This window comes from Marinomonas atlantica, from assembly GCF_001639725.1.
In the GTDB taxonomy this organism is placed as follows: domain Bacteria; phylum Pseudomonadota; class Gammaproteobacteria; order Pseudomonadales; family Marinomonadaceae; genus Marinomonas; species Marinomonas atlantica.
On the sequence record NZ_LTAW01000001.1, the window covers coordinates 118,632 to 145,292 of the forward strand.

The window sequence follows — 26,661 nt, forward strand, 5'->3', positions numbered from 1 at the left end:
ATGTGCTTGCTAAACGGTGTAGCCCAGTACAACAAAGATAGCGAAGCTTATAACGGCGCCGATGGCGACATACGGGAGTTGAGTAAGCGCGTGCGACATAGGCGAACAACCTGCACCTTGGGCCGCGAGCACCGTCGAGTCACTGAAGAAACACGCATGGCTACCGAATGATGACGCCGACAACAGGGCACCAATGATCAATGCCATATTGGCATCTACGCCCAAAGCAATTGGTACCACGATTGGAATGGCAATGATGAACGATCCCCAGCTTGAAGCGGTACCAAAGACCACGGCGGCCATTACGACAAATACCAGTGCAGGCATCAATTCTGCCGTCATCAGTGGTGCTACAACGCTCACTATGTAGCTGGTCATGCCCAAGTCATCGTTCACGCTTTTAAGCATAAAACCGGCGATTACCGTCGAAAGTGGGTACAGCATCACTTTAAAGCCTTCAAAGATGCCCTTCATTTGATCTTCTAATGAAAGCAAGCCTTGCACATAGTACATTGCTACAGTGATGGCGAGCGTGACGATAATCCCTTTCAAAAGGTCAATATCGTAGTAGATGGTGGCACCAATAAGGATCAACATAGGGACGATAAAGTTAAGCATGCCGACCAAGTTGCTGGTTTTGCGGTATTCAGGTGCAGCCGCTTCCATGTTGTCCCCAGTGTAGTCATCCGGCAATGGCTGACCATTCATCGCGCGCTGTTCAGCTTTCTTCATCGGGCCGAAGTTACCCAGCATGCCACTGGCAACCAAGAACACCACTACCAGTGCAACCCAGCCATAGACCATGAATGGGATTGCCGACATATAAACGCTAAGACCTTTGCCTGTAGCGGCTAAGTCGTTTTCTTCTAACAGACCAGAGAAGAACACCGCCCAAGTAGACACAGGCACCAAGATACACATTGGCGCCGCCGTCGAGTCGATGATGTACGCCAGTTTTTCACGGGATACTTTGTAATGGTCGGTGACTTTTTTAACCGTAGACGAGACGGCTAGACAGTTTAAATAGTCGTCTATGAAAACCACTAAACCGATAAAAAAGGTCGTTAATAACGATTGGCGACGGGACTTTATGCGCCCTTTGAGCCAGTCACTGAAGCTATTAAGACAGCCGCTTTTTTCCAGTAGCACAATCAACCCGCCCATCAAACCACAGACCAACACTACCCAGACAATGGTGTCGTTGCCCATGACAGCAGAAATAGTATCCGTGAATGACGTGACCACCGTTGTGTTGTCCAGCATGATTAAACCGGCGACAACACCGATCAGTAGAGATTCAAACGGCGCGCGTGATATCAGAGCAATCGCGAGGACGAACAGTGTGGGAAATAGAGATTGAATACCCCACTCTTCCCCCGGTGAGTGGTTGACCGACAGTGACCAAAATAGAGCAATAGCGGCGAGCGTAATTAATATAGAGAGCAACAGATGTCGCTTAGGATGAATGGCTTTCATTACCTTAATGACTTGTTCCATGACGTGTTCCCGATTAGTAGAATAATTGTTATGACTTAAAAACTACCTTGAAACACAATATGGAACATATACCCCCGACTAGGTAATGCCTAGGGGATATTGTTATCTGCTGCGTTTCATCTAAAACCCCCTATAAACGGCCTCGCTGCGCGTGGGAAAAAACTAGCGTTCTCAGCAACAATGAGCTTCGCCGAATTACTGCTGGCATGCGCTGCCATGCAATTCATTCGCTTGCGCAATGTCTCGTGCCGAGACCGTCAGCGCGAATCAAACGCATGGCATCGCTTAGCAAGGCGCTTGTACGACCCGATTGTATCGGGGACAAGTTGTACCTCGTTGCGCGAGGCAATCCGCCTCTGCTCCGCTTCTCATCTGCTGGCTGGAGCAGCCATGCATTTCCTTCGCTTGTGCAATGTCTCGTTCCGAGACCGTCAGCGCTAATCAAACGCATGGCATCGCTAGCAAGGCGTTTGTACGACCCGATTGTATCGGGTACAAGCCAGCACCCTGGATGTCAATGAGCAGGGTTCAACTCTTTCAGCCTATTTTTATTGGCACTCATTTGAAAATAGATTAGGGTGTCAGCATAGCGTCAAGGAAGACGAGAACCCGCACATCTTCTCCCCTCCTTAACTCGCACGGTTATTTATAAAAACAAGCAGGCCGGATTATGCGAAGAGTAAATATGTTTTTATGGTTTATATTAAATAAATCAAAGGGTTAATGTGATTGATACAAGTAGCTAAACCAGAATAATACGCACGCACGGTTTATTGGATAAACGAGCGTGCGCATTAATAAAATGTTATAGCTCTTCAGCATCCGGAGTATGAAAAATATGAATATTTCAACGAGCGACAAAGTAAACGATTTCCTTTCTGATATACAGTCCATATCCTCTGAGCAGTTTGATATGGTGATTGCAATAAGAGATATCTTCTTAAGGGCCAATGAAGAATTAGTTGAAGGTGTTAAATATGGTGGTCTGGTCTTTAACGTGTCAGATGCGTTGATAGGAGGCATTTATTCATATAAAGAACATGTTTCAATTGAGTTCAGTAATGGCGCGGACTTTATTGATAATTATTCGATCTTGGAGGGTGCTGGTAAAAAGAGGCGGCACATAAAGATATACGAAAATGACGATGTCGTTCAAAAAAACGTCGAGTACTTTGTTAGTCAAGCAGTGAACAACTAAAGGAAACTATCGAATGGTGAAATTCGGATATACAATCAATTATGTGCGTGATGTGGATATAGCCTTGTCATTCTTTGAGAAAGCATTTGAAATGACACGACGCTTTATCACTGACGAAAATGACTATGGTGAATTGGATACGGGTGAAACAGTTCTGGCTTTCGCATCTCATGAATTAGGACTATCAAACTTCTCTGGCGGATATATAAGTTCTACTGATTCAGAAAAACCATTAGGCATTGAAATAGCACTCATAACCGATGATGTTAGTGGCATACATCAGCGCGCAATACAATATGGTGCAGTTGAGTTAAAGTCACCTGAAACAAAACCTTGGGGGCAAGTTGTTTCTTACGTTCGTTGTCCGTCTGGCATCTTAATCGAGTTATGTACTCCGATCCAGAGTTAAGCTATAACAAAAAGCTGCACGCGGACACATATTGCGGAGAGCTTGGCGTTATAGCGCATTTGGAATAATTAGGGTCAGATGAAAAATAATCTTCAAGGGATAACAGAAATATCTCCAATAAATCGGAGACTTGTAGGTGTTGGACATACTTGGAAATCAGAATAATAATTGGGGTCAGATAAAAAATAGCCCAGTAAACAGAAATGCATATCGTTTGTAGTGGTTATTAGAATAGTTGTTTTATAAACCTGTGTGTCTTGCTTAAACATTACGAATGTCTTCTTCATATTTATTTGAATAGACGATGCCCATAACGATGGATAAGATTTGCCCATATAGTAGGGAATGGTAAGAACCTAAATGGATTTGTATTGAACATTAATGCCCCATAGTTAAGGCTTTCAGGATCAGGAAAATAATCAGGTATTACCTTCACGATGTTAAATCCAGCACGTTGGTAGTATCTTACTTCTCGATCACGAGAGCGATCATTTTTTCCATGTACCCACTCTTCTATGGAGTAATCAGCAGAGCCCATATGAAATTTTGGAACACGACTACCAAGGAAGCAGCCGTGTTTTCTATGTTTGACACCTATTACCCCGGCTTTCAGCTGCAATTGCATCCCAACACCTGGGTGCTGAGGATGAGCTGTTAGACTGATACCAAACATGTAGTTGCCAGACTTCACATGAGAGTTTTTTATTGTTCCAAAGTCCGTGATTTGATTCCATGTGTGGCAGCTGTCAGAAAGATCGTTTACAAATTGAGTACCAATATAACCGACGACTTCACCTGTTGGTGTAACAGCAATGATTTGGCCTTCTTGAAATGTTTGAATTCGAGATGTGATCATTTCTCTGGAGCACCCTTGCTCTTTCCAAACGATTTCTTCTAGCTCAAGCAATTTATCAACGTCATCATCTTCAACGGATTTAAATGTATAAAAATGCTCATCGTTTTTGGGTGTTTTAGTTTGCATTGGTCTGGTATTCCTAACTAATATTTTTATTAACACTAAACTTTATGAAAAAATATTTTAAAATGAATAAAAATATAACTGATAAAATCCCTACCAGTAACATTATTGACTTATTCAACGTTGGGACAAAAAAAGCAAAAGTCACAGCTAGCGCGATGGAAAGATCTAACCAGGCGAAAACGGCAACAGGCTTCGACAATAAAGAGTCTTTTTTTTGAAAAAGTAAGACATAGCCAGATGTTATAATGCTTCCTACTCTATTTATGAGAAAACCTAGTATAAATAGAGTAGATAATGAAAAATTCAGAGAGTCAAAAGCAGCTGAATATTTCGATAAGACTTCTATACTCCACTCCCACTCTATCATCATGCCCCTGTCTATTAACATAAGAGCTAAGCCCACATTCCAAAGTAATTCTGAGAATATGAGCACGAACACAAAATCTTTACATTTAACGCCTGTCGCATTTTCAAATGCTGTAATTTTAGTCAGCATCTTACATTCCCAAAATAATTGACATACTTGTTATAGATTGAACCATATAATAATCCGGGTCAGATGAAAAATAATCTGCCCCTATCCCAACTTACTGTTTCTCAACCCCCTAGCTTTTGCATAATCGGCTAATCTAAGCCAGTTTGGATTAGCGTTGCCTCATTCTTGCAGACTAATGCGACTGTTTTGATGCGTATGTGCTTTGATCACTACATCAGTTCCCAGAACGCTTCCACCAGTGGGTTTTTCAGGCTTTTCTTTAACGTAAACAAGCCGATGTCGTACGGTTCCAGTTCGGGTTGTACGTCTAAAATCTGTACCCGTTCCATCAATGGGCTGTTATCCAGTACGATTTTCGGTACTACGCCGATGCCAAACCCTAGACTCACCATGCTGACGATCGCTTCATTACCAGCGACTTGCGCGTAGATATTCGGTGTGATGTTGAGTTCGCTAAACCAATCGTCTACGCGAATACGCGAGACACCGCCTTCTGACACGATCATCGGTATTTTTTCCCAATCTTGTAAGGTAGTGGGTGACGTCGTAGGTACGTTGGGTTGTTGCTCGACGGGCGCGATAAATACCAAGGGGGATTTGGTAATGGGTTTAAACGCCAGACCTCGATGTATGGACACTGGGCGGGCGGCGATGGTGATTTCTTCGATGCCATCTAAAATGCGTGTGATGGCTTTGTCTGGGTCGCCGGTGTGTAGCTTGATTTCAATATGTGGGTGTACCTGACGAAAGCGGTTCAATAGTTCGAATAGAAAGCTGTAACTGGCGGTGACGGAGCAATAGATGCTGATTTCACCACTCAGTTGATCAGAGTTGTCGGTTAACTCGTGACGAATTAAGTTCCACTGGCTGGTGGTTTCCCGTGCGTATTTAACAAAGCGCTTACCCTCGCGAGTCAGTGCGACGGTACGGTTGTCCCGATTAAATAAGTCGACCCCCAGCTCTTCTTCTAAGCTTCGGATGTTACGGGACAGGGCGGAAATGCTGATGTGGCACTCGTCACTGGCGCGGCCAAAGTGGAGTGTTTCCGCTAACGCGAGGAATTGTTTAAGTGCTTTTGTGTTCATAGATCCTATGATAGCTCTGTTTTGCAAAAAATGGGACGTTATATTGCAAATATATCAATTTACGAAAGGGTTGCGCTTCTATACATTGATCCCACTCGCAACACGGTCTTATTTGTTCAAGGCGTGTTTGTGTCACTCTTTTTTAATATCGGCGTGTTTAGATGTCGGTACTTTAAACATAAAATTTTAGGATGTGTTTACCATGGCTAACTACTTCAATACTTTGCCGCTACGTGAGCAATTAGCTCAACTAGCAAAATGTCGTTTTATGGACAGCTCTGAATTCTCTGATGGCGTAGAAGCGCTTAAAGGCAAAAAACTAGTTGTTATCGGTTGTGGTGCACAAGGTCTTAACCAAGGTCTTAACCTACGTGATTCTGGCCTAGACGTGTCTTACGCGCTACGTCCTGAAGCGATTGAGCAAAAGCGTCAGTCTTGGAAAAACGCGACTGAAAACGGTTTCGTTGTAGGCACTTACGAAGATTTGATCCCAACGGCGGACGTTGTTCTTAACCTAACGCCTGATAAGCAACACACACCAGTTGTTAAAGCGGTTATGCCTCTTATGAAAGAAGGCGCTTGCCTATCTTACTCTCACGGTTTCAACATCGTGGAAGAAGGCATGCAAATCCGTGACGACCTAACAGTAATCATGGTAGCGCCTAAGTGTCCTGGTTCTGAAGTACGTGCAGAATACGTTCGTGGCTTCGGTGTGCCAACACTTATCGCTGTTCACGAAGACAACGATCCTAAAGGCGAAGGTCTTGCACTAGCAAAAGCGTACGCTGTTGGTACTGGCGGTCACAAAGCAGGCGTTCTAATGTCTTCTTTCATCGCGGAAGTTAAGTCTGACCTTATGGGTGAGCAAACGATCCTTTGTGGTATGTTGCAAACTGGTTCGATCCTTTGCTTCGACAAAATGGTTGAAGAAGGTGTTGACGCAGGTTACGCATCTCGCCTAATCCAGTACGGTTGGGAAACCATCACTGAAGCACTTAAGTACGGCGGCGTGACTAACATGCTAGACCGTCTTTCTAACCCAGCTAAGATCAAAGCATTCGATCTAGCGGAAGAGCTTAAAGTGATCATGCGCCCACTTTACAACAAGCACCAAGATGACATCATCGACGGCACTTTCTCTCGCGTGATGATGGAAGACTGGGCGAACGATGATAAGAACCTTCTACAATGGCGTGCAGACACTGCTGAAACTAACTTCGAGAAAACACCAGCGGGTGACGTTGAAATCTCTGAGCAAGAGTTCTTCGACAACGGTATCTTGATGGTTGCTATGGTTAAAGCGGGCGTTGAGCTAGCATTCGAAACAATGACAGCTGCCGGCATCATCGCTGAATCTGCTTACTACGAGTCTCTACACGAAACTCCGCTAATCGCGAACACAATCGCTCGTAAGAAACTTTACGAAATGAACGCGACGATCTCTGATACAGCTGAGTACGGTTGTTACCTATACAACCACGCGTGTCTACCTCTATTGGCTGACTTCATGAAAGACATCAAAACTGACGTGATCGGTAAAGGTCTTTCTTCTGATGACAACGGCGTTGATAACGCTCGCCTAATCGAAGTAAACACAGCACTACGTTCTCACCCAGTTGAAGCGATCGGTTCTGTATTACGTGGCCATATGGCTGACATGAAAAAAATCGTTTAATTTCCCTTAGAAATTAAACGCTTAAAAAGCCGAGTGACTCATTGAGCACTCGGCTTTTTTGTCGCGTTACTTTTTGTTTTAGTCTTTGAAAAGGAATCTCTCATGGATACTGCCATCTGCTTAGACGATCTGAGCGTTAACTTTGATGATCGCTTTCACCTACATCACATCAACTGGACGATTGAGCCGAACCAGCACTGGGTCATTACCGGCACCAATGGTTCAGGGAAGTCGGCTCTGGCGGCGGTGTTGGCGGGCGTTGGCGATATCGAGCAAGGTACGTTATCCGGCGTGCCGAGCCGCGTAGGCTTGGTGTCCTTTGAAGCGCAAGCCGAGTTGATTGCCAAAGAGCTGAAAAAAGACGACGCCGACATTATGGATGTCATTTCGTTAGGAACGCCTGTTCAAGAGATGATTTTTGAAGCGTGTGCCGATCCTGAGTTGGCCGCTGATTTAGTTGAGAAGTTTGGTCTAAGCCATTTATTAGACCGTGCGTTTCGTAAGTTATCGACCGGTGAAACCCGTAAAGTGATGTTGATCCGCGCGCTTTCCAGCAAGCCAGATTTACTGATTTTAGACGAGCCATTTGATGGTTTGGACGTGGATACCTTGGCGATGTTACAGCAGCACTTGGCGTCGATTATCGATACCACGCCGATGGTGATGGTGCTGAACCGCTTTGACGAAATGCCCGACTTTATTACCCATGTGGCGTACTTAGAAAAAGCCGCCGATGATTGCGGCCTATTAGCGTTCAAAGTGGATCGTCAGGATAAAAGCGCCTTTTCGGAGTTGTACCAACTGCTGCATCTGAAGACCACCGATCTGCAAGTGCCCGCGCCGGATTCAGCGTCTAAGTTCCCAAGCCTCGACCCTGCTCAACCGCTGGTAAAGCTCACCGATGCCACCATAAAATACGATGAAACGGTGATTGTCGACAAGCTCAATTGGACGATTGAACCGGGTAAGCATTGGCAGTTAAGCGGCCCCAACGGCAGCGGTAAAACGGGCGTATTGTCATTGATTACTGGTGACCATCCGCAGTGTTACAGCAACGATATTTTTGTGTTTGGTTTTCAGCGTGGTAACGGTGAAAGCATCTGGCAGATTAAACAGTTTATTGGGTATGTTTCGACGTCGTTGCAGTGGGAATACCGCGTCAGCGTGAGCTGTAAAAACGTGATTATTTCTGGCTTCTACGACAGTATCGGTATGTACTCAAAATCGACGGATAATCAGAAAAAGATTGCCGATGAGTGGCTTGCGCTGCTCGGTATGAAAGACCGTGCTGATCAGCCGTTTAATAAGCTTTCATACGGCGATCAGCGTTTGTTACTGATTGCTCGTGCCATGGTCAAACACCCGTCATTATTGATCCTAGACGAGCCGTGCTTAGGGTTGGACGACATGAACCGCCAGCTGGTGCTAGCGTTGATTGAGAAAATCTGCGCAGGCCATGAAACAACGGTATTGTATGTAAATCATCATGCGGAAGACCAGATATCAGGCATTGATAACTACCTAGCGCTTGAAAAGAACCATTAAGCCAAGGACGAGAAAAGTCTTGAACACATAGTGTCTCAAGGCTTTTCTGTTAAGAAGGTACGATCAGTCGGTTGCTTTTAGGTGGTGCGCCAGCAGGCTGGTTAGCATCAGTTTCAGGTCTTCAAGGGTACGTAAGGCACGGCGCTCGTTTTGGTTTACCACAACTAGGTAGGTGCTGTGTGTGAATTCAAGGTATAAACGAGCAATTCGCTCACGCTCTCGGATATGCTTTTTCAAACCAATGCGTTTAAAGACTTTCGACATTTGCGAGATCACCATGTCGTCATGACGCTCGTCGAGCTCACGCAGTTCAGGCACGGAGAACATCGCTTGTACTAGTCGCAGTACCGCGCGCTGCTGGCGGTAGGTATGCAGGTTGATATCGACCACCTGATCGATGAATTCCGATAGGCTCAGCGCTTCTAAATTCCACTCTTGAATTTCTTTCAGTACGACCTCGATACTGTCGAGCCAAGTTTTGCCCATGGCGTATAAAATGGCCTGCTTGTTAGGAAAATAGTGATACAGAGAACCAACGGAGATCCCCACTTCTTTAGCGATGATCGCCGTATTTAAGTCATTTAAACCAACCGTTTCGAGCAGTTCACTGGTGACATCTAAAATCTGTTGTGTGCGTTTAATCGAGCGCGATTGTACCGGCTCGCTGCGTGGAGAAACAGATTGCAGGGTTTTCATCGTCTCGTTGGGCTTGGCCATAATGAGGTGGCATCCTTGTTAGCTAATGACGGTGAGTCGTAGACTGAAATTATACACTTCCGATTTCACACTGAATATCTTTGTTCAGTGTCAGCACGTGGTTTGTGGCGCTAGGGTAACCGGTCGAGCATAGAATAATAGAGCATACCTGCGACTAAGCCGGGCCAGCGTAATAGCGTGCCACCAGGGAAGTCTCGCATCGGCAGCCGCTCAAACGCATCGATGCCTTCCAGTGAGCCTTGCACGGCTTTGGCAAAGATAGCACCTGCATAAGTGGCCATGGCCACACCATGACCTGAGTAGCCATGTGCCACAAAGATATTGTCTTCTTGACGTGCTATGTGTGGCATACGATTGAGTGTGATGGCTAATGTACCGCCCCAAGCGTAGTCAATTTGATAGTCGCCTAGCTCGGGATAGGTTTGCAGCATGTGCTTTTTAACGAAACTGGCGATGTCTGTTGGAAAGCGGGCGCTGTAGTTTTCACCGCCGCCCCATAGCATGCGCCTATCTTTAGATAGGCGGTAATAGTTCACCACGAATTTTGAATCGGCAACGGCCAAGCGGTGCGGGTTGATACGATTTGCTACAGCCTCAGGCAAGGGGTCAGTGGCGATGATGAAATTGTTGATCGGCATGATTTTACGTGCCGCTGGGCCATTTAGGTGTCCTAGATAGCCGTTGCAGGCAAACAAGACATAACGACAGGTTACTTGCCCTTTCGCCGTGGTGATCACAGGTCGCGGTCCCGTCGTGTATTCGATGACCTCAGAATCTTCATACAGCTGAGCCCCATGAGATTGCGCTGCGTCGGCCAATCCCAATGCAAAATTTAACGGGTGGATGTGAGCGCCTTCTTTGTACCACTCGCCCCCGTGATAACGGTCGGTGCCCAGTGTTTGGGCAACGGCGCTCGCATCAAGGTATTCAACAGCCTCGTAATGCAACGTGGAGTGTTTATAGTCGACGGCCGCTTGTATCTCTTGGGCATGCCTCGCTTTATTTGCGACGTGTAAGACGCCATCGGTCAGGTCGCAGTCGATCTGATAGGCGTTGATTAAAGATTTAACCAAGGCCACTGAGTCAACTGAGCTCTGCCACAATATGTCGGCTGTCGCTCTGCCGACTTGTTTGGCGATATCCGTATGGCTCATGTTGTGACCTGGGCAAAGTTGTCCACCGTTACGTCCGGAGGCCCCCCAGCCTATTTTATTCGCTTCGAGTATGGTGACGTTAAAGCCCGCTTGTGCCAAATGCAACGCCGCAGAGGTGCCGGTAAAGCCGCCACCAATGATGCAAATATCACTGCTGTGTTCGCCGACAAGCTGGGGATGCTCTTTAATTTTTGCGGCGGTAGCGGTGTAATAAGACGTTTCATGTGTGCTCAAACAAGGACACTCCTGTTGCTATCAAAGCCTAAAAATTGGTTGCTTCGTCAGTTTATAAATGTGTCATCACTTTCTGATATCGATGTAACTGATATGGTTGATTTAACCCGTAATCTAAAATATGGTTAAACCGAAGTATTGTTCGGTTTATTGCCAAGCATAACCCAATACAAACAGATCGCAAGAGCAAAGTACGGCTTTGTATGATGTTCAAGGCCGTCCACGTAAGGTGAGTTATGACAGAATTCGAGACGTTTTTAAAAGAGCACGCCATTACGGAAGTCGAATCAACGTTAGCAGACATGACAGGTAATGCCCGAGGCAAGTTCTATCCAACATTTAAGTTCTTGGCAGAGAAAACCGGACGCCTTCCTGAAACCGTGTTAGTACAAAGTGTCACCGGAGATTGGGCCGATAACCACTACGATATTGTCGACGCCAGTGACCGCGATATGGTACTCAAGCCTGACCCAAATACCTTGCGCATGGTGCCTTGGGCAGATGAACCGACAGCGCAAGTGATTAATGATTGTTACACCACGGACGGTCGCTTGCACCCACTTTCCAGTCGCACCATATTGCGCCACATCTTGTCTTTGTATGAGAAAGAAGGCTGGCAACCGGTGATTGCACCCGAGGTGGAGTTTTACCTGATTGATCCAAACACCGACCCTGATTATGAGCTGAAACCTGCGGCTGGTCGCTCTGGTAAACGTGAGACTTCTAGACGTTCCTACAGCATTGATGCAGTGAATGAGTTCAATACCATCATCGACACACTCTACAGTTACTGTGAAGCACAGAACCTAGACGTCGATACTTTGATTCATGAATCGGGTGCGGCCCAGATGGAGATCAACTTTATCCACGGTGACCCTTTGGATTTAGCCGATCAAGTTTTTGTATTCAAACGTACTTTGCGTGAAGCCGCGTTGAAACATGGGGTTTATGCCACGTTTATGGCGAAACCTATGAGGAATGAGCCTGGTAGCTCCATGCACATTCATCAAAGTCTTATTGATGCCAAGACGGGCAGAAATGTGTTTGATGATAACGGCGAGCCCAGTGCGCTGTTTTATCATTATTTGGGAGGCTTACAGCGATATACGCCCAATGCGATTTCGTTCTTTGCGCCGAATGTAAATTCCTATCGTCGATTCTCACCAGAGATGGCGGCGCCGATCAACATGAACTGGGGGTTTGATAACCGTACGGCCGGGTTGCGTATTCCCTATGCTGTGCCTGAAGCGACACGCATCGAAAACCGTTTCCCTGGTGCGGACTGTAACCCTTATCTTGCGATCGCCGCGACACTGGCCTGTGGATATCTTGGTATGAAACAACAGCTCAACCCCACTGACCCGATACAAGGTAATGAGCCACCTTCGGAATACCCTGAAGTTGAGATTGCTCGAACGCTCGAAGAAGGTCTGCGTTTGTTGGAAGATTGCGAGCCACTGTGTGACATCTTAGGCAATGATTTTGTGACCGCCTATATGGGGGTGAAACGCAGTGAGTTTGAAACGTTTAACCGCGTAATTAGCTCTTGGGAACGTGAGCACTTGTTGCTAAACGTGTGATGACATTATTTAAGTATTTATTTAAACGGAATGTTGGGTAGTCTGGTTAACAGGTATAAAAAAAGCGGTTGGCTTATGCCAACCGCTTTTTTGCTTTTCCAGAGACTGGATTAGTCTTGTTTTGGTTTCTCGTCCCACACACTTAGGTCGATGTCTTTCTGGACTTCTGGATAGTCGTCCGAGTTAAACGTCGGTGTATGCGTTTTGTTTTGCTCGAAGTAATCTTTGGTCAGTTTCACAACCAGACCGGACAGCAATACGATTGCGATTAAGTTGATTGTCGCCATTAGACCCATCGCCGCATCGGCGGCATTGAATACCATCGCAACACTTTCGTAAGCGCCCCAAGGAATCATCGCCAGCGCTAAGATGCGTAGAATAAAGATACCCGGTTTGCTGGCCCATTTTAGGTAGGTTAGGGCGTTTTCCGCGTAGCTGTAGTTACCAATGATCGACGTGAAGGCGAAGAAGAAGATCGCAATCGCAACAAAGTAATGACCTGCGCCACCGATGTGGTGAGACAAAGCAGTCTGAGTCAGTACAATGCCTGACTCGCCGTTACCAAGTACACCAGATAACAAGATCATCAGTGCCGTCGCCGTACAGATCAGTAGCGTATCAATGAAGACACCCAGTGCCTGAACCATACCTTGTGACGATGGGTGATGCGGGTTAGGGGTTGCAACCGCCGCAATGTTCGGAGCAGAACCCATACCGGCTTCGTTAGAGAACAGGCCGCGTTTCACACCGTTTAATAGGGCACCCGCCACACCACCAGCTGCTTGCTCGATACCAAAGGCACTCTTGAAGATCAGCGCAAACATGGCCGGCACTTCGGTGATGTTCATCGCAATAACGAACAAGGCCAACAGCAAGTAGGCAATGGCCATAAATGGCACAACGATTTCAGCAAAACGAGCGATTTTACGAATGCCGCCAAAAATCACGATCGCGGCTAAGGCCATGATGATCAAGCCTGTGGTCAGCTTTGGAATACCGAACGCACCTTCCATTGCACCGGCAATCGAGTTGGCTTGAACAGCATTGAAGACCAAGCCAAACGCTAGGATCAATGCCAGCGAGAAGACCGCGCCTGCCCAAGGGGCTTTTAAGCCTTTACTGATGTAAAACGCAGGGCCACCACGTAGCTGACCATTTTGGTCACGCACTTTGTACAGCTGCGCTAAGGTACTCTCAGCGTAGGCTGTTGCCATGCCGATCAAAGCGACGACCCACATCCAGAAAATCGCACCAGCACCGCCTAATGCCAATGCAACCGCGACGCCAGCAAGGTTACCCGTACCAACACGTGATGCCAGACTGGTACACAGTGCTTGGAAAGGGGTAATTCCGCCGCGGTCAGCTTGAGGGGCTTTGAAAACGGTACGAATAAATTCTGGAAAGTGGCGAATCTGAATGAAACCCAAACGTAGGGTAAAGAACACGCCGACTGCTAACAGGCCATAAATCAGAATATAGCCCCAGAATAGGGTGTTCAAAGAATCGATAAGTGTTGCCATTAGGCACTCCCGGTTATTTGTCGTTATTTGCAGGGGGAATGGGCTCTTAAAGAGTCCTAGAAGCATTACATGCTTCCTGAGGAAGCAATGAAGGGGGCTAAGCCTAGCGATTCTGTGGGATTTGGCAATAGGAAAAGGTCAAGAAATGCTCATATTTGGTGCACTTTGCTTGCTAAAGCTTCGTATTGGTGCGAATTTCAGAGAATGATCTCTGTTTTTTGTCCTCTTTGCTAAGAATGCCGAGTTGGCATGGTGCAGCTTTTCAATTATCTACTGTGCCATTGCGACACAAAGACGTCCTCATGTGAGGCCGTCTTTGTGACTAATAGAAGCCGCGATTTTTTATTTCAAAATGGCTTGGATCGCATCCCAATCTACAATCTTGAAATTTTGATTCTCGACTTGGTATTGGTGGTCAATGTTGTACCAGTCTTGCGCGATAAACAGACCATTAGGGTAGTCTTTACCTAAGTTCGCGGATACCGCGTGAATACCATCGGTATCCGTCGCGCCATCCGTGCCCAATGCGTCATCGCCGACAATAGCGAAGCTTTTCACAAACGCACCGTTGTTGTTTAAATCGAACACGGCATAGGTATTATTGCCTTGGCTTGAAGCGATCAGCAGGTTTTGTTGCGCGGTCTGATACAGCGTTAGACCTTCGATATCATCAATCAAGTGCTCGCCATCGACCTTGGCAAACAAGGTGGCTTTATCATGACCATCAGGGCGCGCATCAAACGACCAGATCGCGTGGTCTTCTTCGCCAACATAAAGCGTTTGAGTCGCGTCATCGACGACACAACCTTCTGGTTGCGTGGCCACCTGCAAGGTGCGGACTCGCTTGCCTTCTGCGACACCCTGGTCGACGCCGATGCGCCATTGTTCAATCTGCCCATCTTTGCCGTTTACAAACACGTACGGCGTACCGTCTTCACCGCGAGACATACAGAGGCCGTACACTTCGTCGACGTTAGACAGCAGCTCTGGTGCTTCCGAGTGAACGGGACCCTGCTTCACTGGCAGAGGTTTAATCGGGGTGTTGCTGCCATCAATGGTGTAAAGAGCGATCGTGTTTAAGTCGCGATTTGACGCGGCCGCCAACGTTAGTGTGTTGCCTTGGGCGTCGCGTAGGTCTTGGCGTAGATCAACGTTATTTGGTCGACCACCTTCTAGGTATTGAACCTCTTCACCGGATAGGTTGTATGCCATCAAGCCGCCTTTTTTGTTGGTGGCAATGATAAGACTCTTTTCTGGATGCTCTTGATTGATCCACAAAGCCGGATCATCGGCTGCATCGCCACCGTTCGCCACGGCTTTTGTTTCGGCTTTCGCGGGCACCAGTTCAACACCGGTGATCTCTAGCTGACGGGGCGTGATGGCGTTAGTGACATCATAGCCAGACAAGGTTTTCAGCTCTGACCACGATAATGTCTGATAAACCGGTGCGTCCAATTCTGTGTTGCCGAGCCACAGCTGGTTGCTGGCTGTGGTGATTAATTTGGCTTCTTCGATGTTGTCGACCGCAAATCTATTGATGAAGGCGTGCGATTCGCGGTCGTAGAGTAAAAAGCCTTGGCCTTCGTCTGCGACCACTAAGGCCCCTTTGCCTTCGGCAGAGTAAAGAATGTCCATGTCTTCGATTTCTTGTAACTGGCCAATGGGGGCGACCACGTCAACCAAAGTACGGTCTTTGACATTTTCAGGATCGGCGCCGTACACCCAGATGCCGACATTTTGCTCGGCAATGTATAGCGTGCTGGTGGCATCGTCGATGGCGCAGGCGCTTAACTCTCCGCCCACTTGAGTAATACGAACCGGTAACGGGCCGTCAGTATTGTTGATAATGCTTTGTATCTGATGTCCATAGAAGCCTAACTTGTATTGCTTAACGGTACCTTCTTCATCGTAAGCGGCGACAAATAATGCGCTGGTCGTTGCGTTTTTACCCAAACATACGCCTTCGGGTGTCATGGAAACAGACAGCTGATTTAGCTTTGTTAAAGGGGTACTACTCTCTGGATCAATACGGTAAAAGCCAATTGCGTCTTCGTCTGGCAGCGCGATGGCTGCAATGTCGATGCGTGCACCATTCGCTGCTTGAATGCCATAACGCACGTCCGCTCCCATGGCTTCAACGCCTTCGATACGCTGGCGTTCTTTGCCTTGCGCGTCATACACAGCAATGCCATCGCCCTCAAGGGTCGCGATCAATAGAGACTGTTGCTGATCGCTGGACTGCCAGACCGCACTGTCGGCAATGTCTTCATAGCTGGTGTCCGTGACAACGGCGTAACTACTATTAGCGGCCAGAATGGCTGTGGCGATCAGTGTGGGTTTGAAAAAGCTCATGGTCATGCTCCAAAAATGTGTCTTAAGAAAAGCGATGCAGGCACAGTACGACCTACTCATGGCAGATTTGTGACAGGTATCATCCCCAAACTCTTTATAAGGGAGGTTTCGTGGGAGATCGACGCTGTTTGAGCTTATTTGACTGGGGTTTAGCGGTGTTTTATCAGCATGAACAGACGATATTTAACGCCAGATTCTGTTGTTTGATAAAAATTAGCGTCTTCTGTGAGCCGATCGGACTTTGGTTGTCACATAAATGTCATGTGATCGGAGTACAAAACGGTACAGTTTCTAGGAGAGTTATATGATTCGACACCTACATTATGTCGCCCTAAATACCCATAAGTTTATTAAGTTAGTCAGTTTGCATTGGGTTTGGCTAATGTCTATTCCGGTTGCTACAACATTGATTCTATTGGCAAACAGTGCGGCGGGAGCATTCATTCCCACTTCTGAATGGACTTGGTTAGACATTGCCGGAGAAGGTGGTTTCGCACTGTTTTCCGTATTTTGGATGATGATCGTGTTAGCGACCCGTAAGAAAGGTCACACAACCAATTGGCTCGCATTCGGTTTTCTTGGTATGTATGTGGCGTGCTTGCAGGATGTGATGGATGAAATGTTTTTGATTCCGGCGCACATGCATTGGGATGGCTGGGTGGAATCTTTTCCTCTTGGATTAGCGGCCTTGGCGATTGGGCTGTTATTTTGGTATCGCGAGCAGCGTCAATTGGACCACTATCTAGGCAAGCGGGCGCCAGCGTTTCAGAATCAGCCACCGCTAAACGAGGACAGTTTGCTGCCCTCTTGGGCTGGGCTTGTGAACGCCATTGATCAAGCACCGAATCGACAGTCCACGTTAGTGCTGTTGCGAGCGACCCCCGAAACCACGAATCAACCCCCTTTGTCGGTGTCTGATACCAGTAAACTACGCTTTTTGTTGGCGGAAATGTTGCTGTGGAACGTTCCTGAGTCGATCAAGGTATTCCATTTAACGGGCGAGAGCTATGCGCTGTTTTGCTCTAATCCGATTGCGCAAGAACAAATCAATGATGTGGTCTTGCTGCTGCGTGCGATGCGCTTTCATGGCGAGAAGCGTGTGTTAGCCAGCCATTTGCACGTCAAAGCGTGTACGGTATTGATTGAGGGCGTTTTGAGCGAGCGAGCGTTGCGAGACAAAGTTCAGTGTGTACAAAAGACTCTCTCGGATGAGTGCGATGGCATTCGGTCACGCCACTCAGTGACTGATGTACAAGTCGCTTAAGTGATGACTGAATGGCGCGAAAACCACGACTCGTATCTGCCTTTACAGGCTGGGTCGGCGCAATTAACCGATTTTATGCTCCAAAATGGCGAACATCTTGATGTTTTCCTGCGTAAAACCAAACTCTTTCAAAACGATTTACAGTGTCCAGATGTCACGCTTTCGGCGACGCAGCTGGCCCAGCTGTATCGCAATACCAGCGCTATGACGACTCACCCCGATTTAGCATTGCGGCTCGGGCAGCAACTTTTGCCCAGCAATTTAGTGCAGTACAGCGCCGGTTTAATGTATGCCCCAGATGTGGCGCGAGCGTTGGGTTTTTTAGAACACACTCAAGCACTGTGGTCGCCACTGGTCCACATCACTTCATTGACCAGTGTGGGTCATTTGCACTGGTATTTCAGCGATGCCCAAGGTGTACTGTTAGACGCTTACGAGCGTAATACATTGTTTGTGGCAACCATGGAAGCATTGCGTTCTGCGCTCTGCTGGTTAGGGCAAGGCGTCGACGGTCGCCAATGGCGTTATGAGCTAAACAGCTTATCGCCAGCACTAAATTCGGAGTGTCAAAGCCACTGGCTATTGGGGGATGTGCAGCACGCCGCGTTTGCTTGTTTGACGATTCCTAAAGCACAGTTGACGCAGCCGTTTATTCACGCTTCTGATAGCCTTTATCAGATGACGTGTCAGCAGATTGGAAGTGTCCCTGCGAGCTTTCTTGGGGCCATACAAAGTTACTTACTGGAGCAGGTAACCGATATGCCGTCACTGCAGCACATGGCCGACCGGCTGGCGATGAGTCCTGCAACCCTGAAGCGCAAGTTAAAAGCGCATCGCACCAGTTATCAGAAGCAAGTCGACAGCGTGCGCGCCTTACTAAGTCATCATTACGCTCATGTATTAGGCTACAGCTCTGAGCAAATTGCTGACACGTTATGCTTCTACGATGTCAGCAATTTTCGGCGCGCCATGAAGCGCTGGGTGATCATGACGTAAACGTTTAAATGCTTACTTCTGACGAATGATTTTAAGACCAAACTTGCTGATTTCACCGTTTTCAAACTCTCTGACCGTCAATTCGATCTCGCCAAAGCGGTAACGGTCGCCGATCACGACTCGTCCGTGGAATTTCTCTTGAAAGAACTCTTTCACACTGCTATCGAGGTACGCCTCTTCAACTCTGAAAAAGTAGACGTAGGCAATGTCGCGCATTTTTGCATCACTGTTGACCACAAAGTCACCATAAAACTGACTCATGGAAGTTTGTTGCATGCGTTGGCCTGGGGTGAAATATCGGTTCAGCTCGGAGTCATTTTCTAATTGAGAGAAAAACGCTGCTTTGTCTGTTCCACGTAACACTTCATCGTATTCGACCAGCAGTTGTCCACCACGCATCACGCCCATTGGTCGTGAATATGGTGTCGACGGTAGTGATTCCACAGAACACCCTACCAGGTCACTGTCATCAGGTACTTCGTAAATCAAAATATGGCGATTATTGTAGTCATCAAAGGTAATGCTAAACGCTTTTGGTGTCGCTTCTTTGTCCGGTAGCTCGATCTTGAGCCAACGTGCGACTTGAGGGATGGTCCAGCCTTGTAAAACCAGCGACATGATGACCACAACAAAAACGAAATTAAAGTAAACGGGGGTTTGCTCGACTCCAGACAAAGATGGATACATAGCAAGGATGATCGGCACGGCGCCGCGTAAGCCACACCAGCTGATAAACAGCTGTTCTCGCCACGGAAAATGAAACGGCAATAACGATATTAGTACCGCCACAGGACGTGCAATAAAGATTAATACCGCGCCGATAGCCAAAGCCGGTAATATAACAGGAGCAATGTCGCTCGGTGTGACCAATAGGCCAAGCATCAAGAACATACCTATTTGGCTGAGCCACGCCATACCATCATGGAAACGGTGAACATCACGTTTGTAGGGCATGTTATTCGAGTTACCTAAAATAACGCCAACAATATAGATGGCGAGGAAACCGCTGCCGCCCCATAAGTTGGTGATGCCAAAAATACTCAGTCCCGCACTGGTGACTAAAAGCGGGTACAACGAGCTGGCTAAATGCAGTTTTGGTAGCACCCGTTTGAGCAGCAAACCGCCCAATACACCAATGGTTAGCCCCAGCCCCATTTGTTGAATAAACTTGACCAATATGGGCCAGCCAAGGCCCTGTTCCGGGTTGCTGATCAAGCTGACCATGGTGATCGTCAAGAAAATGGCCATCGGGTCGTTGGCACCTGATTCCACTTCAAGGGTTGCCCCCGTTCGTTCCTTAATGCGTAAGCCTGCGTTACGAATTAAGCCAAATACCGCGGCGGCATCGGTTGAGCCAATGATGGCACCGAGCAGTAGGCTCTCTTTCCATGGCAGTCCAAACAACCAATACACCGCTGAAGCCGTTATCCCAGCCGTCAGCAGCACGCCTACCGTAGCTAATAAAAAGGCGGGCTTTAAACTAATCGCGAACGATTCACGTCGAGTACCCAAACCACCGTCGAGCAGAATGGTGGCTAGAGCGAGGTTACCAAATAAGAAAGCTAGCCCCGAATCATCAAATTGAATCCCGCCAATCCCGTCTTCTCCAGCCAACATTCCGATGACTAAGAACACTAATAGCAACGGTGTGCCTAAACGGCTCGACAATACGCTCGCTAAAATGCTGAGCAGTGCGAGCAAGCCTGCAAGAAAAATATATTGGCTCGAAATTTCAATAGTCATGCTGGGATCTACAGAAAAAAGTGGACGAAAACAGATACAGTGAAAACATTGATGGCGCGTAGAGCCATCTGGGTCAGTGTATGAAATGTTGAGCCCATAGAGAAGGTAGCAAGCAAGAACTCTGCCGGATTTCCGTATTTAACGACGAGAATGTCGATTAGCCATCGACGTTTCGTCAGCCGATGATGTTAAAGAAAGGTTACGAAGAAAGATGCGACTAGCATCCAACACAGCCAGAATGCTGATTTTGTTCTGGCCGTGTTGGATGGGTTATGCCTAAAATGCTTTAGGTGGTATTGGTTCAGGGTAAGTCTCAGTTTGGTGGCTATCTTGTTGCACTGGTTGCCAGTGCTTTTCAAGAGGCATCACACCGGCCCACACAGGCCAGTCCATGTCTTCAGCGTCATCAATTGCACCCTCGGCTCTAAGTTTGACACTGGCTTCGTCGATTTTTATGCGGACTAAACTGGTCGCATTGACTTCTTGGTCGGTGACAGGACGCAGCTGTGACCAACGCTCAGGTGAAACCTTGTTCACAAAGAGCTCAAAATGGCGCATTTTTTCGTCATAATCTTCAATGTTTTCTGGGACGCCAAACAAAGTCACGGAGCGATAGTTTACCGTATGATGAAATGCCGAGCGCGCCAGTACTAACCCGTCTAACTCACAAATATTGATGCAGACTTTGGCTGCCGTTTTACTCGCGCCATGGGTATTACGTGCTTTGCCATGGCCGTGCCAGTAGAGGTAGTCCCCTTCACGCCAATGACAGGTTGGTGTGACAAACACTTGGTCGTTCATCTGTTGACCGACATGGCAAATGAGTGTGTCATCGATAATTTTATGCGCCGTCGCGACATCGTACTGAGCCCGCTTCGGTCCTCTTTTGACGGTACTGTTGGAAGTTTTCAAGGTGTCGCTCATGTTCAATATCCTATGTAAATGTGGCGAATGAGATTAGGATACGAGTAGTTGGCGGTGTTAAAAATAGCCAGTTTTTAACTATTTTACCGGTCCAGATTGTGGTGTAAAAAAAGCCCATCCGAAGATGGGCTAACGCTAGCGGTGTTATTAATGGGCTATATACGTGATTTTTTTACAGGCCTAGAGCACTTTTTACAGCGACTAAACCTGGTTGGCCAGATGTTGTGGATACGTCTTTTAACCAAGCATCTAGCACCTCTGGGTTCTGTACTAACCATTGGCTTGCGGCGTCATTTGGAGACAGTCCGTCACTGGCCATGGCAATCGCGGTGTTTTCCATGTCTAACGTGAATTCCATATTTTTTAGCAACTGAGTGACGTTGTGGCATTCACTGGCGTAGTCTTTACGAGTTACCGTATGAATGGTGGCACCACCGTAGTTTGGACCAAAGTAATCGTCGCCACCGGATAGATATTTAAGATCAAAATTAACATTCATTGGGTGCGGCTCCCAAGCTAGGAACACAATGCCTTTTTCGCGTTTGACCGCGCGCGCTACTTGCGACAGCATGGCTTGCTCGCCAGATTCAACAACGCGCCAGTCCCCTAAGTCAAAATCGTTTTTGTCGATCATATTCATTAGGTTTTGGTTGGCAGGTGAGCCTGCTCCAATGCCATAAATACGCTCGCCGAAGTCTTTAGCGAAATTGTTCAGGTCTTTAAAGTCCTGCACTCCTTTGTCGTACATGTATTCAGGCACCGCTAGCGTGAATTTTACGCCGGTTAGGTTGGTACGGATGACATCTAAATTGTCGGCGTACTTTTCAATGAAAGTGCTTTGAGCCGGCATCCAGTTGCCTAAGAAAACATCTATCTCCCCGTTTTTAATACTCTCAAAACCAATTGGAACCGCTAATAATTTGATGTCCGTTTTGTAGCCAAGCGCTTCTAATACTGTCGTAGCGAAGCCATTGGTTGCACTAATATCAGTCCAGCCTGGGTCAGTCATAGTGACCGTTTGGCATTGCTCTGGTACCGCCGCGAAAGCGCCGCTAGCGGTGGTAGAAACAAGCGCGGCAAGCAGCGTTTTTTGTAGGCTTATCTTTTTCATCAGTCGGTTCCTCTGGGATATTTTTTATGTGAGTAGGTCTACGTTGGGGTTTATCGATATTCGGCCTTATACAAGGGTAGTAATAGAGCAAAAACGCGCCCATCAGGACGCGTTTTTGGACGGCATTAAACGACGCGTGGGTAGCGAGATTTTGCTTCCAAGTCGTCTAAGTCAATATGGTTACGCATGTACATTTCGGTGGCTGGGAAATGTGGCTGATGGTCCCATGCGATGTTCGTTTCGCCTTGGCTTACTGCGCGTACGATTAAGCGACGACGACGCTGGCTGATTTTGACCGCTTCTGTAATCGCGTCGGAATCCCAGCGTTGCAGGGCTTCATCGCGGAACGCTTTAACGGTCTCAGCGTGAGCTGGGTCGTTAGCCAAATTAGTCAGCTCTAGCGGATCTTTCTCTAGATCGTACAGCTGGTCTGGATCGATGCAGCAATGTACGTATTTGTACTGACCGCGACGGATCATAAACAACGGCGCAATGGCGCCTTCGCCGCAATATTCGCCGATCACTTCGTCGTGTCCGCCCGTTTTGCCTTCCACATGTGGGGTCAATGTACGGCCATCAATCGGCATCGCAAACTCGGTGCCTTGGTTGTCTGTCGCCCAGTCCACGAAAGTGGGTAGTAAGTCCATAGTGGAGACGGATTCTTTCACGCGCTTAGGTTCAAAACGATTCGGTGCACATACAATCAATGGCACGCGAGCAGAACCTTCGAAGTACGACATTTTGAACCACAGGTCGCGTTCACCCAGCATGTCGCCGTGGTCGCCAGAGAAAACAATGATGGTATCGTCTTCTAAGCCACACTCTTTCAACGCTTTAAGCACGCGGCCTACTTGGTCATCGACGTAGCTGCAAGCGCCGTAGTAAGCGTGACGGGCGTTACGAATGTCATCATCGCTGATGTCTTGATCGTAGTAGGCAAATACATCTTGCAGACGACGAGAATGAGGGTCTTGCTCTGCTTCCGGAATGCGAACTTTTGGCAGATCGATGTCATCGTGGTCGTAACGATCCCAATACTCTTGTGTAATGGCATAAGGGTCGTGTGGGTGCGTCATGGAGACGGTTAGACAGAATGGACGGTCTTGTTTACCACGTGCGTAGTCGTATAGATAACGCTCAGCGTGAAACACCACTTCGTCATCAAAGTCGAGTTGGTTACTGCGCACACAGGTGCCAGCATCCGTCACGGAAGCCATGTTGTGGTACCACGTTGGGCGTGTATCTGGGTCGTCCCAATTAGGAAACCAGCCATAGTCTGCAGGGTAGATATCGGTGGTTAAACGCTGCTCAAAACCGTGTAGCTGATCTGGACCACAGAAGTGCATCTTACCCGTGAGCGCCGTGTGGTAACCGCGCTCGCGTAAGTAGTACGGGAACGTTGGAATATCGGCTGGAAAATCGGCCGCATTGTCCCAAGCGCCAATGCGAGTTGGTAATTGGCCTGTCATCAAAACATAGCGAGAAGGCGCACAAAGCGGGCTATTGGTATAAGCTGAATCAAAGACAACACCACGTTCCGCCAGTGATGCTAAATGTGGAACTTTGGCTGTTTTGCCACCATAAAATGGCAGCGCAGAGGCGGCCATTTGGTCGGCCATGATAAATAGTATGTTGGGCTGCTTTTGAGACATTTTGCAAAACTCCAGATGACTCTTATAAATAAGTTTGGTTAATGTTTGTTTCAGCGCTGAATTCCTTATGCGTGCTAGATTGAACGTTATTAGTTATGCTGTAAACTAACCAAAAATTTATGAGTGGGATTAGTTGAGCTTATGTTATCTGAAAGCGACATGCCGCCTTTACAAATGCTTGTGGTATTTGAATCCTCCGCGCGCCACCTAAGCTTTACGGCCGCCGCCCGTGAATTGGGCACTACTCAACCGGCTATTAGCCAGCAAGTGAAGGCATTAGAGCAGTTTCTAAATACGCCACTATTTCGGCGTGTTTATCGTGGGGTTGAGTTGACGGATGAAGGTCATATCTTGCTGAAAACGACCCAGTCTAGCTTCAATGAGATCCGCAAAGTGATCAGCTATATCCGCAACAAAAACAAAGCCCCGCGAATCAATGTCGCGACCGATTTTGCTTTTGCCGCGTATTGGCTAATGCCGCGATTACCGGACTTTCGTCGTCTTTACCCAGACGTAGAAATTCGCTTGCAGACCTCGCAAAGCAATGCCGATGTGGCGCTGCAAGATATTGATCTGGCGATTCTTTTTAGTGATGGAAGACACAAAGGCTTTGTGGCTAAAAAGCTGTTTGAAGAGGAAGTGGTCCCGGTGTGTAGCCCGAAGCTGTTAGAAGAGTATGGTCCTTTTAATACGCTTGAGGATCTCACTCGAGCGCCATTGTTGAAGTTGTATGCGGAACCTGAAGAAAAATGGATGGTATGGGAAAAACTCTTTGAGCAGCACAACATGTTGTGGTCGCCATCACAGACGGTGATGGAGTTCGACAATTACACGTTGCTTGTACAGGCGGCCATTGCAGGTCAAGGTGTCGCTTTGGGGTGGCGCTCTTTATTGGATGATATGCTTGAATCAGAGCTTTTAGTGTCTTTCACTGATTTTACGACCCACTCGTCAAATGGTTATTTCTCGGTCGTCTCACCCTCTAGAGTGGATGGTTCTGTGGTTGAAAAATTTAACGAATGGCTACATCAGCAGTGCAAATAACAGTGCTTTTGTAGGTAGGAATGGTCAAATTGAGCGACAAAGGGTGGATAGCGTCAAATGATCGCAAGTCTGACATTATGCATTGAAGACAATGGCACGCCGCGTTACGAGCAGCTGCGTCAGCAGTTGCTTAGTGCCATAGAGCAGGAGCGTCTGAAGGTCGGTGATAAATTGCCATCAAGTCGCGCGTTGGCCCAAATGTTAGGGGTGTCGCGCAGTGTCGTGATGCAAACCTACGATCAGTTAATATCGGAAGGTTTGCTGTCAAGCCAGCCCAAGCGAGGGGTATTTGTTGCGCAACGTGAGTGGCTTCACTCTCCTGTTGCGACTGTCGCACCAAAGTCGACGATGCCGAGTTTACAGCGCTTTGACTCAGGTGTGGATGTTAACGTGTTTCCAAACAAAGCGTGGGCAGCGAGCATGCGAAGAGCATGGTTGAATCCTGATCCACGCTTGCTTAAAGGTGAATATGAAGCGGGTTATCCTCCATTACAGCAAGCTATTTGTGACTACTTATATGCCCTGCGTGGACTAGAGTGTAAGCCCGAACAAATCATTTTGGTCGCTGGTAATCATGATGCCGTGTCGCTGTTGCAGCATGTGTTGTCCGATACGGTGCAAAACTGGTTGTTGGAGAACCCCACGTATCCGCCTTTACGAGCCAGTTTTTCTGCCGCGCAAACACAAGACTTAGCAATCACAGAACAGGGTGTTCAGCCGCTGCGATTAGCGCAGCCTTGGGCTGCTGTGCTGACGCCGAATCGTCAATATCCATTAGGCGTATGTGCCAGCTCTGCGACACGCGAAGCGTGGTTTTCGGCATTGTCAGAAGGTCATAATTTTGTCATAGAAGACGACTATGATAATGAGTTTGTGTATCAAGGTCATGTTGCCAAACCTTGGTTTCAAGCAGCTCAACACCGTCAAGGTATCCGTGAACAGATATTTTACATTGGTAGCTTTTCGAAAGTGCTGTTTCGAGGGCTACGATTAGGGTTCATTGTGGCGCCACTGAGTCAGATTCCGCGAGTGTTAAACAGCCAAAAAACGTTGGGACTGTTTGCGTCGCAAACACTGCAGCCGGTTGTGACCGACTTTCTCGCCAGTGGTGTTTTTTATCGTCATCTTAACCGCATGAAACGTCATTACCGCAGTAAACGCGACTATTTGCTCGCACTGTTAGAGCAATATCTGTCCCCTTGGTTTACGTGGCATAAGCCGACGGGCGGAATGCATGTCGTGATCTCTGTCAAAAAGGCTTTTTCTGACGAAGATTGGTGTCGTGAATTGAACCAACATTGTTTAAAAAACGGACTAAGATTGTCGTGGTTGCAAGATCATTACGGAGTAGCCAACGCAGCACCAAAGGGACTGGTGTTAGGTTTTACCGGCCCAACGGAACTGCAGTTAGACACTTGGATTAAGCAATTGGCGGATGCGTGCCAAACTTTGGCAGCAAATAGGTCAATATAAATATTCGAGA

The 26,661-nt window shown here is 47.5% G+C and carries 21 protein-coding genes; 9 read left to right on the forward strand and 12 right to left on the reverse strand.

Annotation, left to right across the window (positions count from 1 at the left end; translation table 11 throughout):
- Positions 1-9: 9 nt before the first annotated feature.
- A complete protein-coding gene (locus AYW75_RS00545; protein WP_067093897.1) occupies positions 10-1,497 on the reverse strand; it encodes a Na+/H+ antiporter NhaC family protein in 1,488 nt (495 codons plus the stop codon).
- A gap of 838 nt (positions 1,498-2,335) precedes the next feature.
- Between AYW75_RS00545 and AYW75_RS00550 the strand changes: the two genes are divergently transcribed.
- Positions 2,336-2,695: a DUF1801 domain-containing protein gene (locus tag AYW75_RS00550; protein WP_067093900.1), complete on the forward strand. Its 360-nt coding sequence runs from the start codon at positions 2,336-2,338 to the stop codon at positions 2,693-2,695.
- Positions 2,696-2,708: 13 nt separating this feature from the next.
- Positions 2,709-3,104 carry a VOC family protein gene (locus AYW75_RS00555; protein WP_156490787.1) on the forward strand — a complete coding sequence of 132 codons (396 nt, stop codon included), beginning with the start codon at positions 2,709-2,711 and terminating at the stop codon, positions 3,102-3,104.
- A 289-nt stretch (positions 3,105-3,393) separates the two neighbouring features.
- On the opposite strand, the gene AYW75_RS00560 is transcribed toward AYW75_RS00555, so the two are convergent.
- The 3 genes from AYW75_RS00560 to ilvY all read right to left on the reverse strand — a co-directional run bounded on the left by AYW75_RS00560 (position 3,394) and on the right by ilvY (position 5,667).
- Positions 3,394-4,086 (reverse strand): hypothetical protein, encoded by a 693-nt coding sequence (locus AYW75_RS00560; protein WP_067093904.1) that lies wholly within the window; start codon positions 4,084-4,086, stop codon positions 3,394-3,396.
- Positions 4,087-4,099: 13 nt separating this feature from the next.
- On the reverse strand, positions 4,100-4,582 hold the full coding sequence (locus AYW75_RS00565) for a hypothetical protein (RefSeq protein ID WP_067093907.1): 483 nt from the start codon (positions 4,580-4,582) through the stop codon (positions 4,100-4,102).
- A gap of 209 nt (positions 4,583-4,791) precedes the next feature.
- Positions 4,792-5,667 (reverse strand): HTH-type transcriptional activator IlvY, encoded by an 876-nt coding sequence (gene ilvY / locus AYW75_RS00570; RefSeq protein WP_067093909.1) that lies wholly within the window; start codon positions 5,665-5,667, stop codon positions 4,792-4,794.
- 202 nt (positions 5,668-5,869) lie between these two features.
- Between ilvY and ilvC the strand changes: the two genes are divergently transcribed.
- Both ilvC and modF read left to right on the forward strand, forming a co-directional pair.
- Complete coding sequence (gene ilvC / locus AYW75_RS00575) at positions 5,870-7,342, forward strand: ketol-acid reductoisomerase (protein ID WP_067093912.1); 1,473 nt, start codon at positions 5,870-5,872, stop codon at positions 7,340-7,342.
- 102 nt (positions 7,343-7,444) lie between these two features.
- Entirely contained in the window at positions 7,445-8,887 is a 1,443-nt protein-coding gene (modF, locus tag AYW75_RS00580; protein WP_067093915.1) for a molybdate ABC transporter ATP-binding protein ModF, read from the forward strand.
- Between the two features lie 63 nt (positions 8,888-8,950).
- Here the strand turns inward: modF and AYW75_RS00585 are convergent, their stop codons facing one another.
- Positions 8,951-9,604 (reverse strand): TetR/AcrR family transcriptional regulator, encoded by a 654-nt coding sequence (locus tag AYW75_RS00585; RefSeq protein WP_067093918.1) that lies wholly within the window; start codon positions 9,602-9,604, stop codon positions 8,951-8,953.
- Between the two features lie 110 nt (positions 9,605-9,714).
- Positions 9,715-10,992 carry an NAD(P)/FAD-dependent oxidoreductase gene (locus AYW75_RS00590; protein ID WP_067093921.1) on the reverse strand — a complete coding sequence of 426 codons (1,278 nt, stop codon included), beginning with the start codon at positions 10,990-10,992 and terminating at the stop codon, positions 9,715-9,717.
- 236 nt (positions 10,993-11,228) lie between these two features.
- On the opposite strand from AYW75_RS00590, the gene AYW75_RS00595 reads away from it, so the two are divergent.
- Positions 11,229-12,572 (forward strand): glutamine synthetase family protein, encoded by a 1,344-nt coding sequence (locus AYW75_RS00595; protein ID WP_067093924.1) that lies wholly within the window; start codon positions 11,229-11,231, stop codon positions 12,570-12,572.
- A gap of 110 nt (positions 12,573-12,682) precedes the next feature.
- On the opposite strand, the gene AYW75_RS00600 is transcribed toward AYW75_RS00595, so the two are convergent.
- Complete coding sequence (locus AYW75_RS00600) at positions 12,683-14,092, reverse strand: alanine/glycine:cation symporter family protein (RefSeq protein ID WP_067093926.1); 1,410 nt, start codon at positions 14,090-14,092, stop codon at positions 12,683-12,685.
- 342 nt (positions 14,093-14,434) lie between these two features.
- Positions 14,435-16,444 (reverse strand): phytase, encoded by a 2,010-nt coding sequence (locus AYW75_RS00605; RefSeq protein ID WP_067093929.1) that lies wholly within the window; start codon positions 16,442-16,444, stop codon positions 14,435-14,437.
- A 304-nt stretch (positions 16,445-16,748) separates the two neighbouring features.
- On the opposite strand from AYW75_RS00605, the gene AYW75_RS00610 reads away from it, so the two are divergent.
- Together AYW75_RS00610 and AYW75_RS00615 are read left to right on the forward strand one after the other, a co-directional pair.
- A complete protein-coding gene (locus AYW75_RS00610) occupies positions 16,749-17,708 on the forward strand; it encodes a hypothetical protein (RefSeq protein ID WP_067093931.1) in 960 nt (319 codons plus the stop codon).
- Positions 17,709-17,711: 3 nt separating this feature from the next.
- Entirely contained in the window at positions 17,712-18,704 is a 993-nt protein-coding gene (locus AYW75_RS00615) for an AraC family transcriptional regulator (protein WP_067093934.1), read from the forward strand.
- A gap of 12 nt (positions 18,705-18,716) precedes the next feature.
- Here AYW75_RS00615 and AYW75_RS00620 read toward each other — a convergent pair whose 3' ends face one another.
- The 4 genes from AYW75_RS00620 to betC all read right to left on the reverse strand — a co-directional run bounded on the left by AYW75_RS00620 (position 18,717) and on the right by betC (position 24,134).
- Positions 18,717-20,447 carry a potassium/proton antiporter gene (locus AYW75_RS00620; RefSeq protein WP_067093936.1) on the reverse strand — a complete coding sequence of 577 codons (1,731 nt, stop codon included), beginning with the start codon at positions 20,445-20,447 and terminating at the stop codon, positions 18,717-18,719.
- A gap of 276 nt (positions 20,448-20,723) precedes the next feature.
- On the reverse strand, positions 20,724-21,371 hold the full coding sequence (locus AYW75_RS00625; protein WP_067093938.1) for a pyridoxamine 5'-phosphate oxidase family protein: 648 nt from the start codon (positions 21,369-21,371) through the stop codon (positions 20,724-20,726).
- A gap of 172 nt (positions 21,372-21,543) precedes the next feature.
- Positions 21,544-22,482: a choline ABC transporter substrate-binding protein gene (choX, locus tag AYW75_RS00630; RefSeq protein WP_067093941.1), complete on the reverse strand. Its 939-nt coding sequence runs from the start codon at positions 22,480-22,482 to the stop codon at positions 21,544-21,546.
- A 125-nt stretch (positions 22,483-22,607) separates the two neighbouring features.
- Positions 22,608-24,134, reverse strand: a complete 1,527-nt coding sequence (gene betC / locus AYW75_RS00635) for a choline-sulfatase (RefSeq protein ID WP_067093943.1) — start codon at positions 24,132-24,134, stop codon at positions 22,608-22,610.
- A 141-nt stretch (positions 24,135-24,275) separates the two neighbouring features.
- Between betC and AYW75_RS00640 the strand changes: the two genes are divergently transcribed.
- On the forward strand, positions 24,276-25,178 hold the full coding sequence (locus AYW75_RS00640) for a choline sulfate utilization transcriptional regulator (RefSeq protein ID WP_067093946.1): 903 nt from the start codon (positions 24,276-24,278) through the stop codon (positions 25,176-25,178).
- A 57-nt stretch (positions 25,179-25,235) separates the two neighbouring features.
- Positions 25,236-26,651 carry a MocR-like pyridoxine biosynthesis transcription factor PdxR gene (pdxR, locus tag AYW75_RS00645; protein WP_067093949.1) on the forward strand — a complete coding sequence of 472 codons (1,416 nt, stop codon included), beginning with the start codon at positions 25,236-25,238 and terminating at the stop codon, positions 26,649-26,651.
- The last annotated feature ends 10 nt before the right edge of the window (positions 26,652-26,661 follow it).

Coding starts and splice junctions, on each gene's coding strand:
- AYW75_RS00545 (WP_067093897.1), bottom strand. CDS start 1,497: ATGGAACAAGTCATTAAGGTAATGAAAGCCATTCATCCTAAGCGACAT.
- AYW75_RS00550 (WP_067093900.1), top strand. CDS start 2,336: ATGAATATTTCAACGAGCGACAAAGTAAACGATTTCCTTTCTGATATA.
- AYW75_RS00555 (WP_156490787.1), top strand. CDS start 2,709: ATGGTGAAATTCGGATATACAATCAATTATGTGCGTGATGTGGATATA.
- AYW75_RS00560 (WP_067093904.1), bottom strand. CDS start 4,086: ATGCAAACTAAAACACCCAAAAACGATGAGCATTTTTATACATTTAAA.
- AYW75_RS00565 (WP_067093907.1), bottom strand. CDS start 4,582: ATGCTGACTAAAATTACAGCATTTGAAAATGCGACAGGCGTTAAATGT.
- ilvY (WP_067093909.1), bottom strand. CDS start 5,667: ATGAACACAAAAGCACTTAAACAATTCCTCGCGTTAGCGGAAACACTC.
- ilvC (WP_067093912.1), top strand. CDS start 5,870: ATGGCTAACTACTTCAATACTTTGCCGCTACGTGAGCAATTAGCTCAA.
- modF (WP_067093915.1), top strand. CDS start 7,445: ATGGATACTGCCATCTGCTTAGACGATCTGAGCGTTAACTTTGATGAT.
- AYW75_RS00585 (WP_067093918.1), bottom strand. CDS start 9,604: ATGGCCAAGCCCAACGAGACGATGAAAACCCTGCAATCTGTTTCTCCA.
- AYW75_RS00595 (WP_067093924.1), top strand. CDS start 11,229: ATGACAGAATTCGAGACGTTTTTAAAAGAGCACGCCATTACGGAAGTC.
- AYW75_RS00600 (WP_067093926.1), bottom strand. CDS start 14,092: ATGGCAACACTTATCGATTCTTTGAACACCCTATTCTGGGGCTATATT.
- AYW75_RS00605 (WP_067093929.1), bottom strand. CDS start 16,444: ATGAGCTTTTTCAAACCCACACTGATCGCCACAGCCATTCTGGCCGCT.
- AYW75_RS00610 (WP_067093931.1), top strand. CDS start 16,749: ATGATTCGACACCTACATTATGTCGCCCTAAATACCCATAAGTTTATT.
- AYW75_RS00615 (WP_067093934.1), top strand. CDS start 17,712: ATGACTGAATGGCGCGAAAACCACGACTCGTATCTGCCTTTACAGGCT.
- AYW75_RS00620 (WP_067093936.1), bottom strand. CDS start 20,447: ATGACTATTGAAATTTCGAGCCAATATATTTTTCTTGCAGGCTTGCTC.
- AYW75_RS00625 (WP_067093938.1), bottom strand. CDS start 21,371: ATGAGCGACACCTTGAAAACTTCCAACAGTACCGTCAAAAGAGGACCG.
- choX (WP_067093941.1), bottom strand. CDS start 22,482: ATGAAAAAGATAAGCCTACAAAAAACGCTGCTTGCCGCGCTTGTTTCT.
- betC (WP_067093943.1), bottom strand. CDS start 24,134: ATGTCTCAAAAGCAGCCCAACATACTATTTATCATGGCCGACCAAATG.
- AYW75_RS00640 (WP_067093946.1), top strand. CDS start 24,276: ATGTTATCTGAAAGCGACATGCCGCCTTTACAAATGCTTGTGGTATTT.
- pdxR (WP_067093949.1), top strand. CDS start 25,236: ATGATCGCAAGTCTGACATTATGCATTGAAGACAATGGCACGCCGCGT.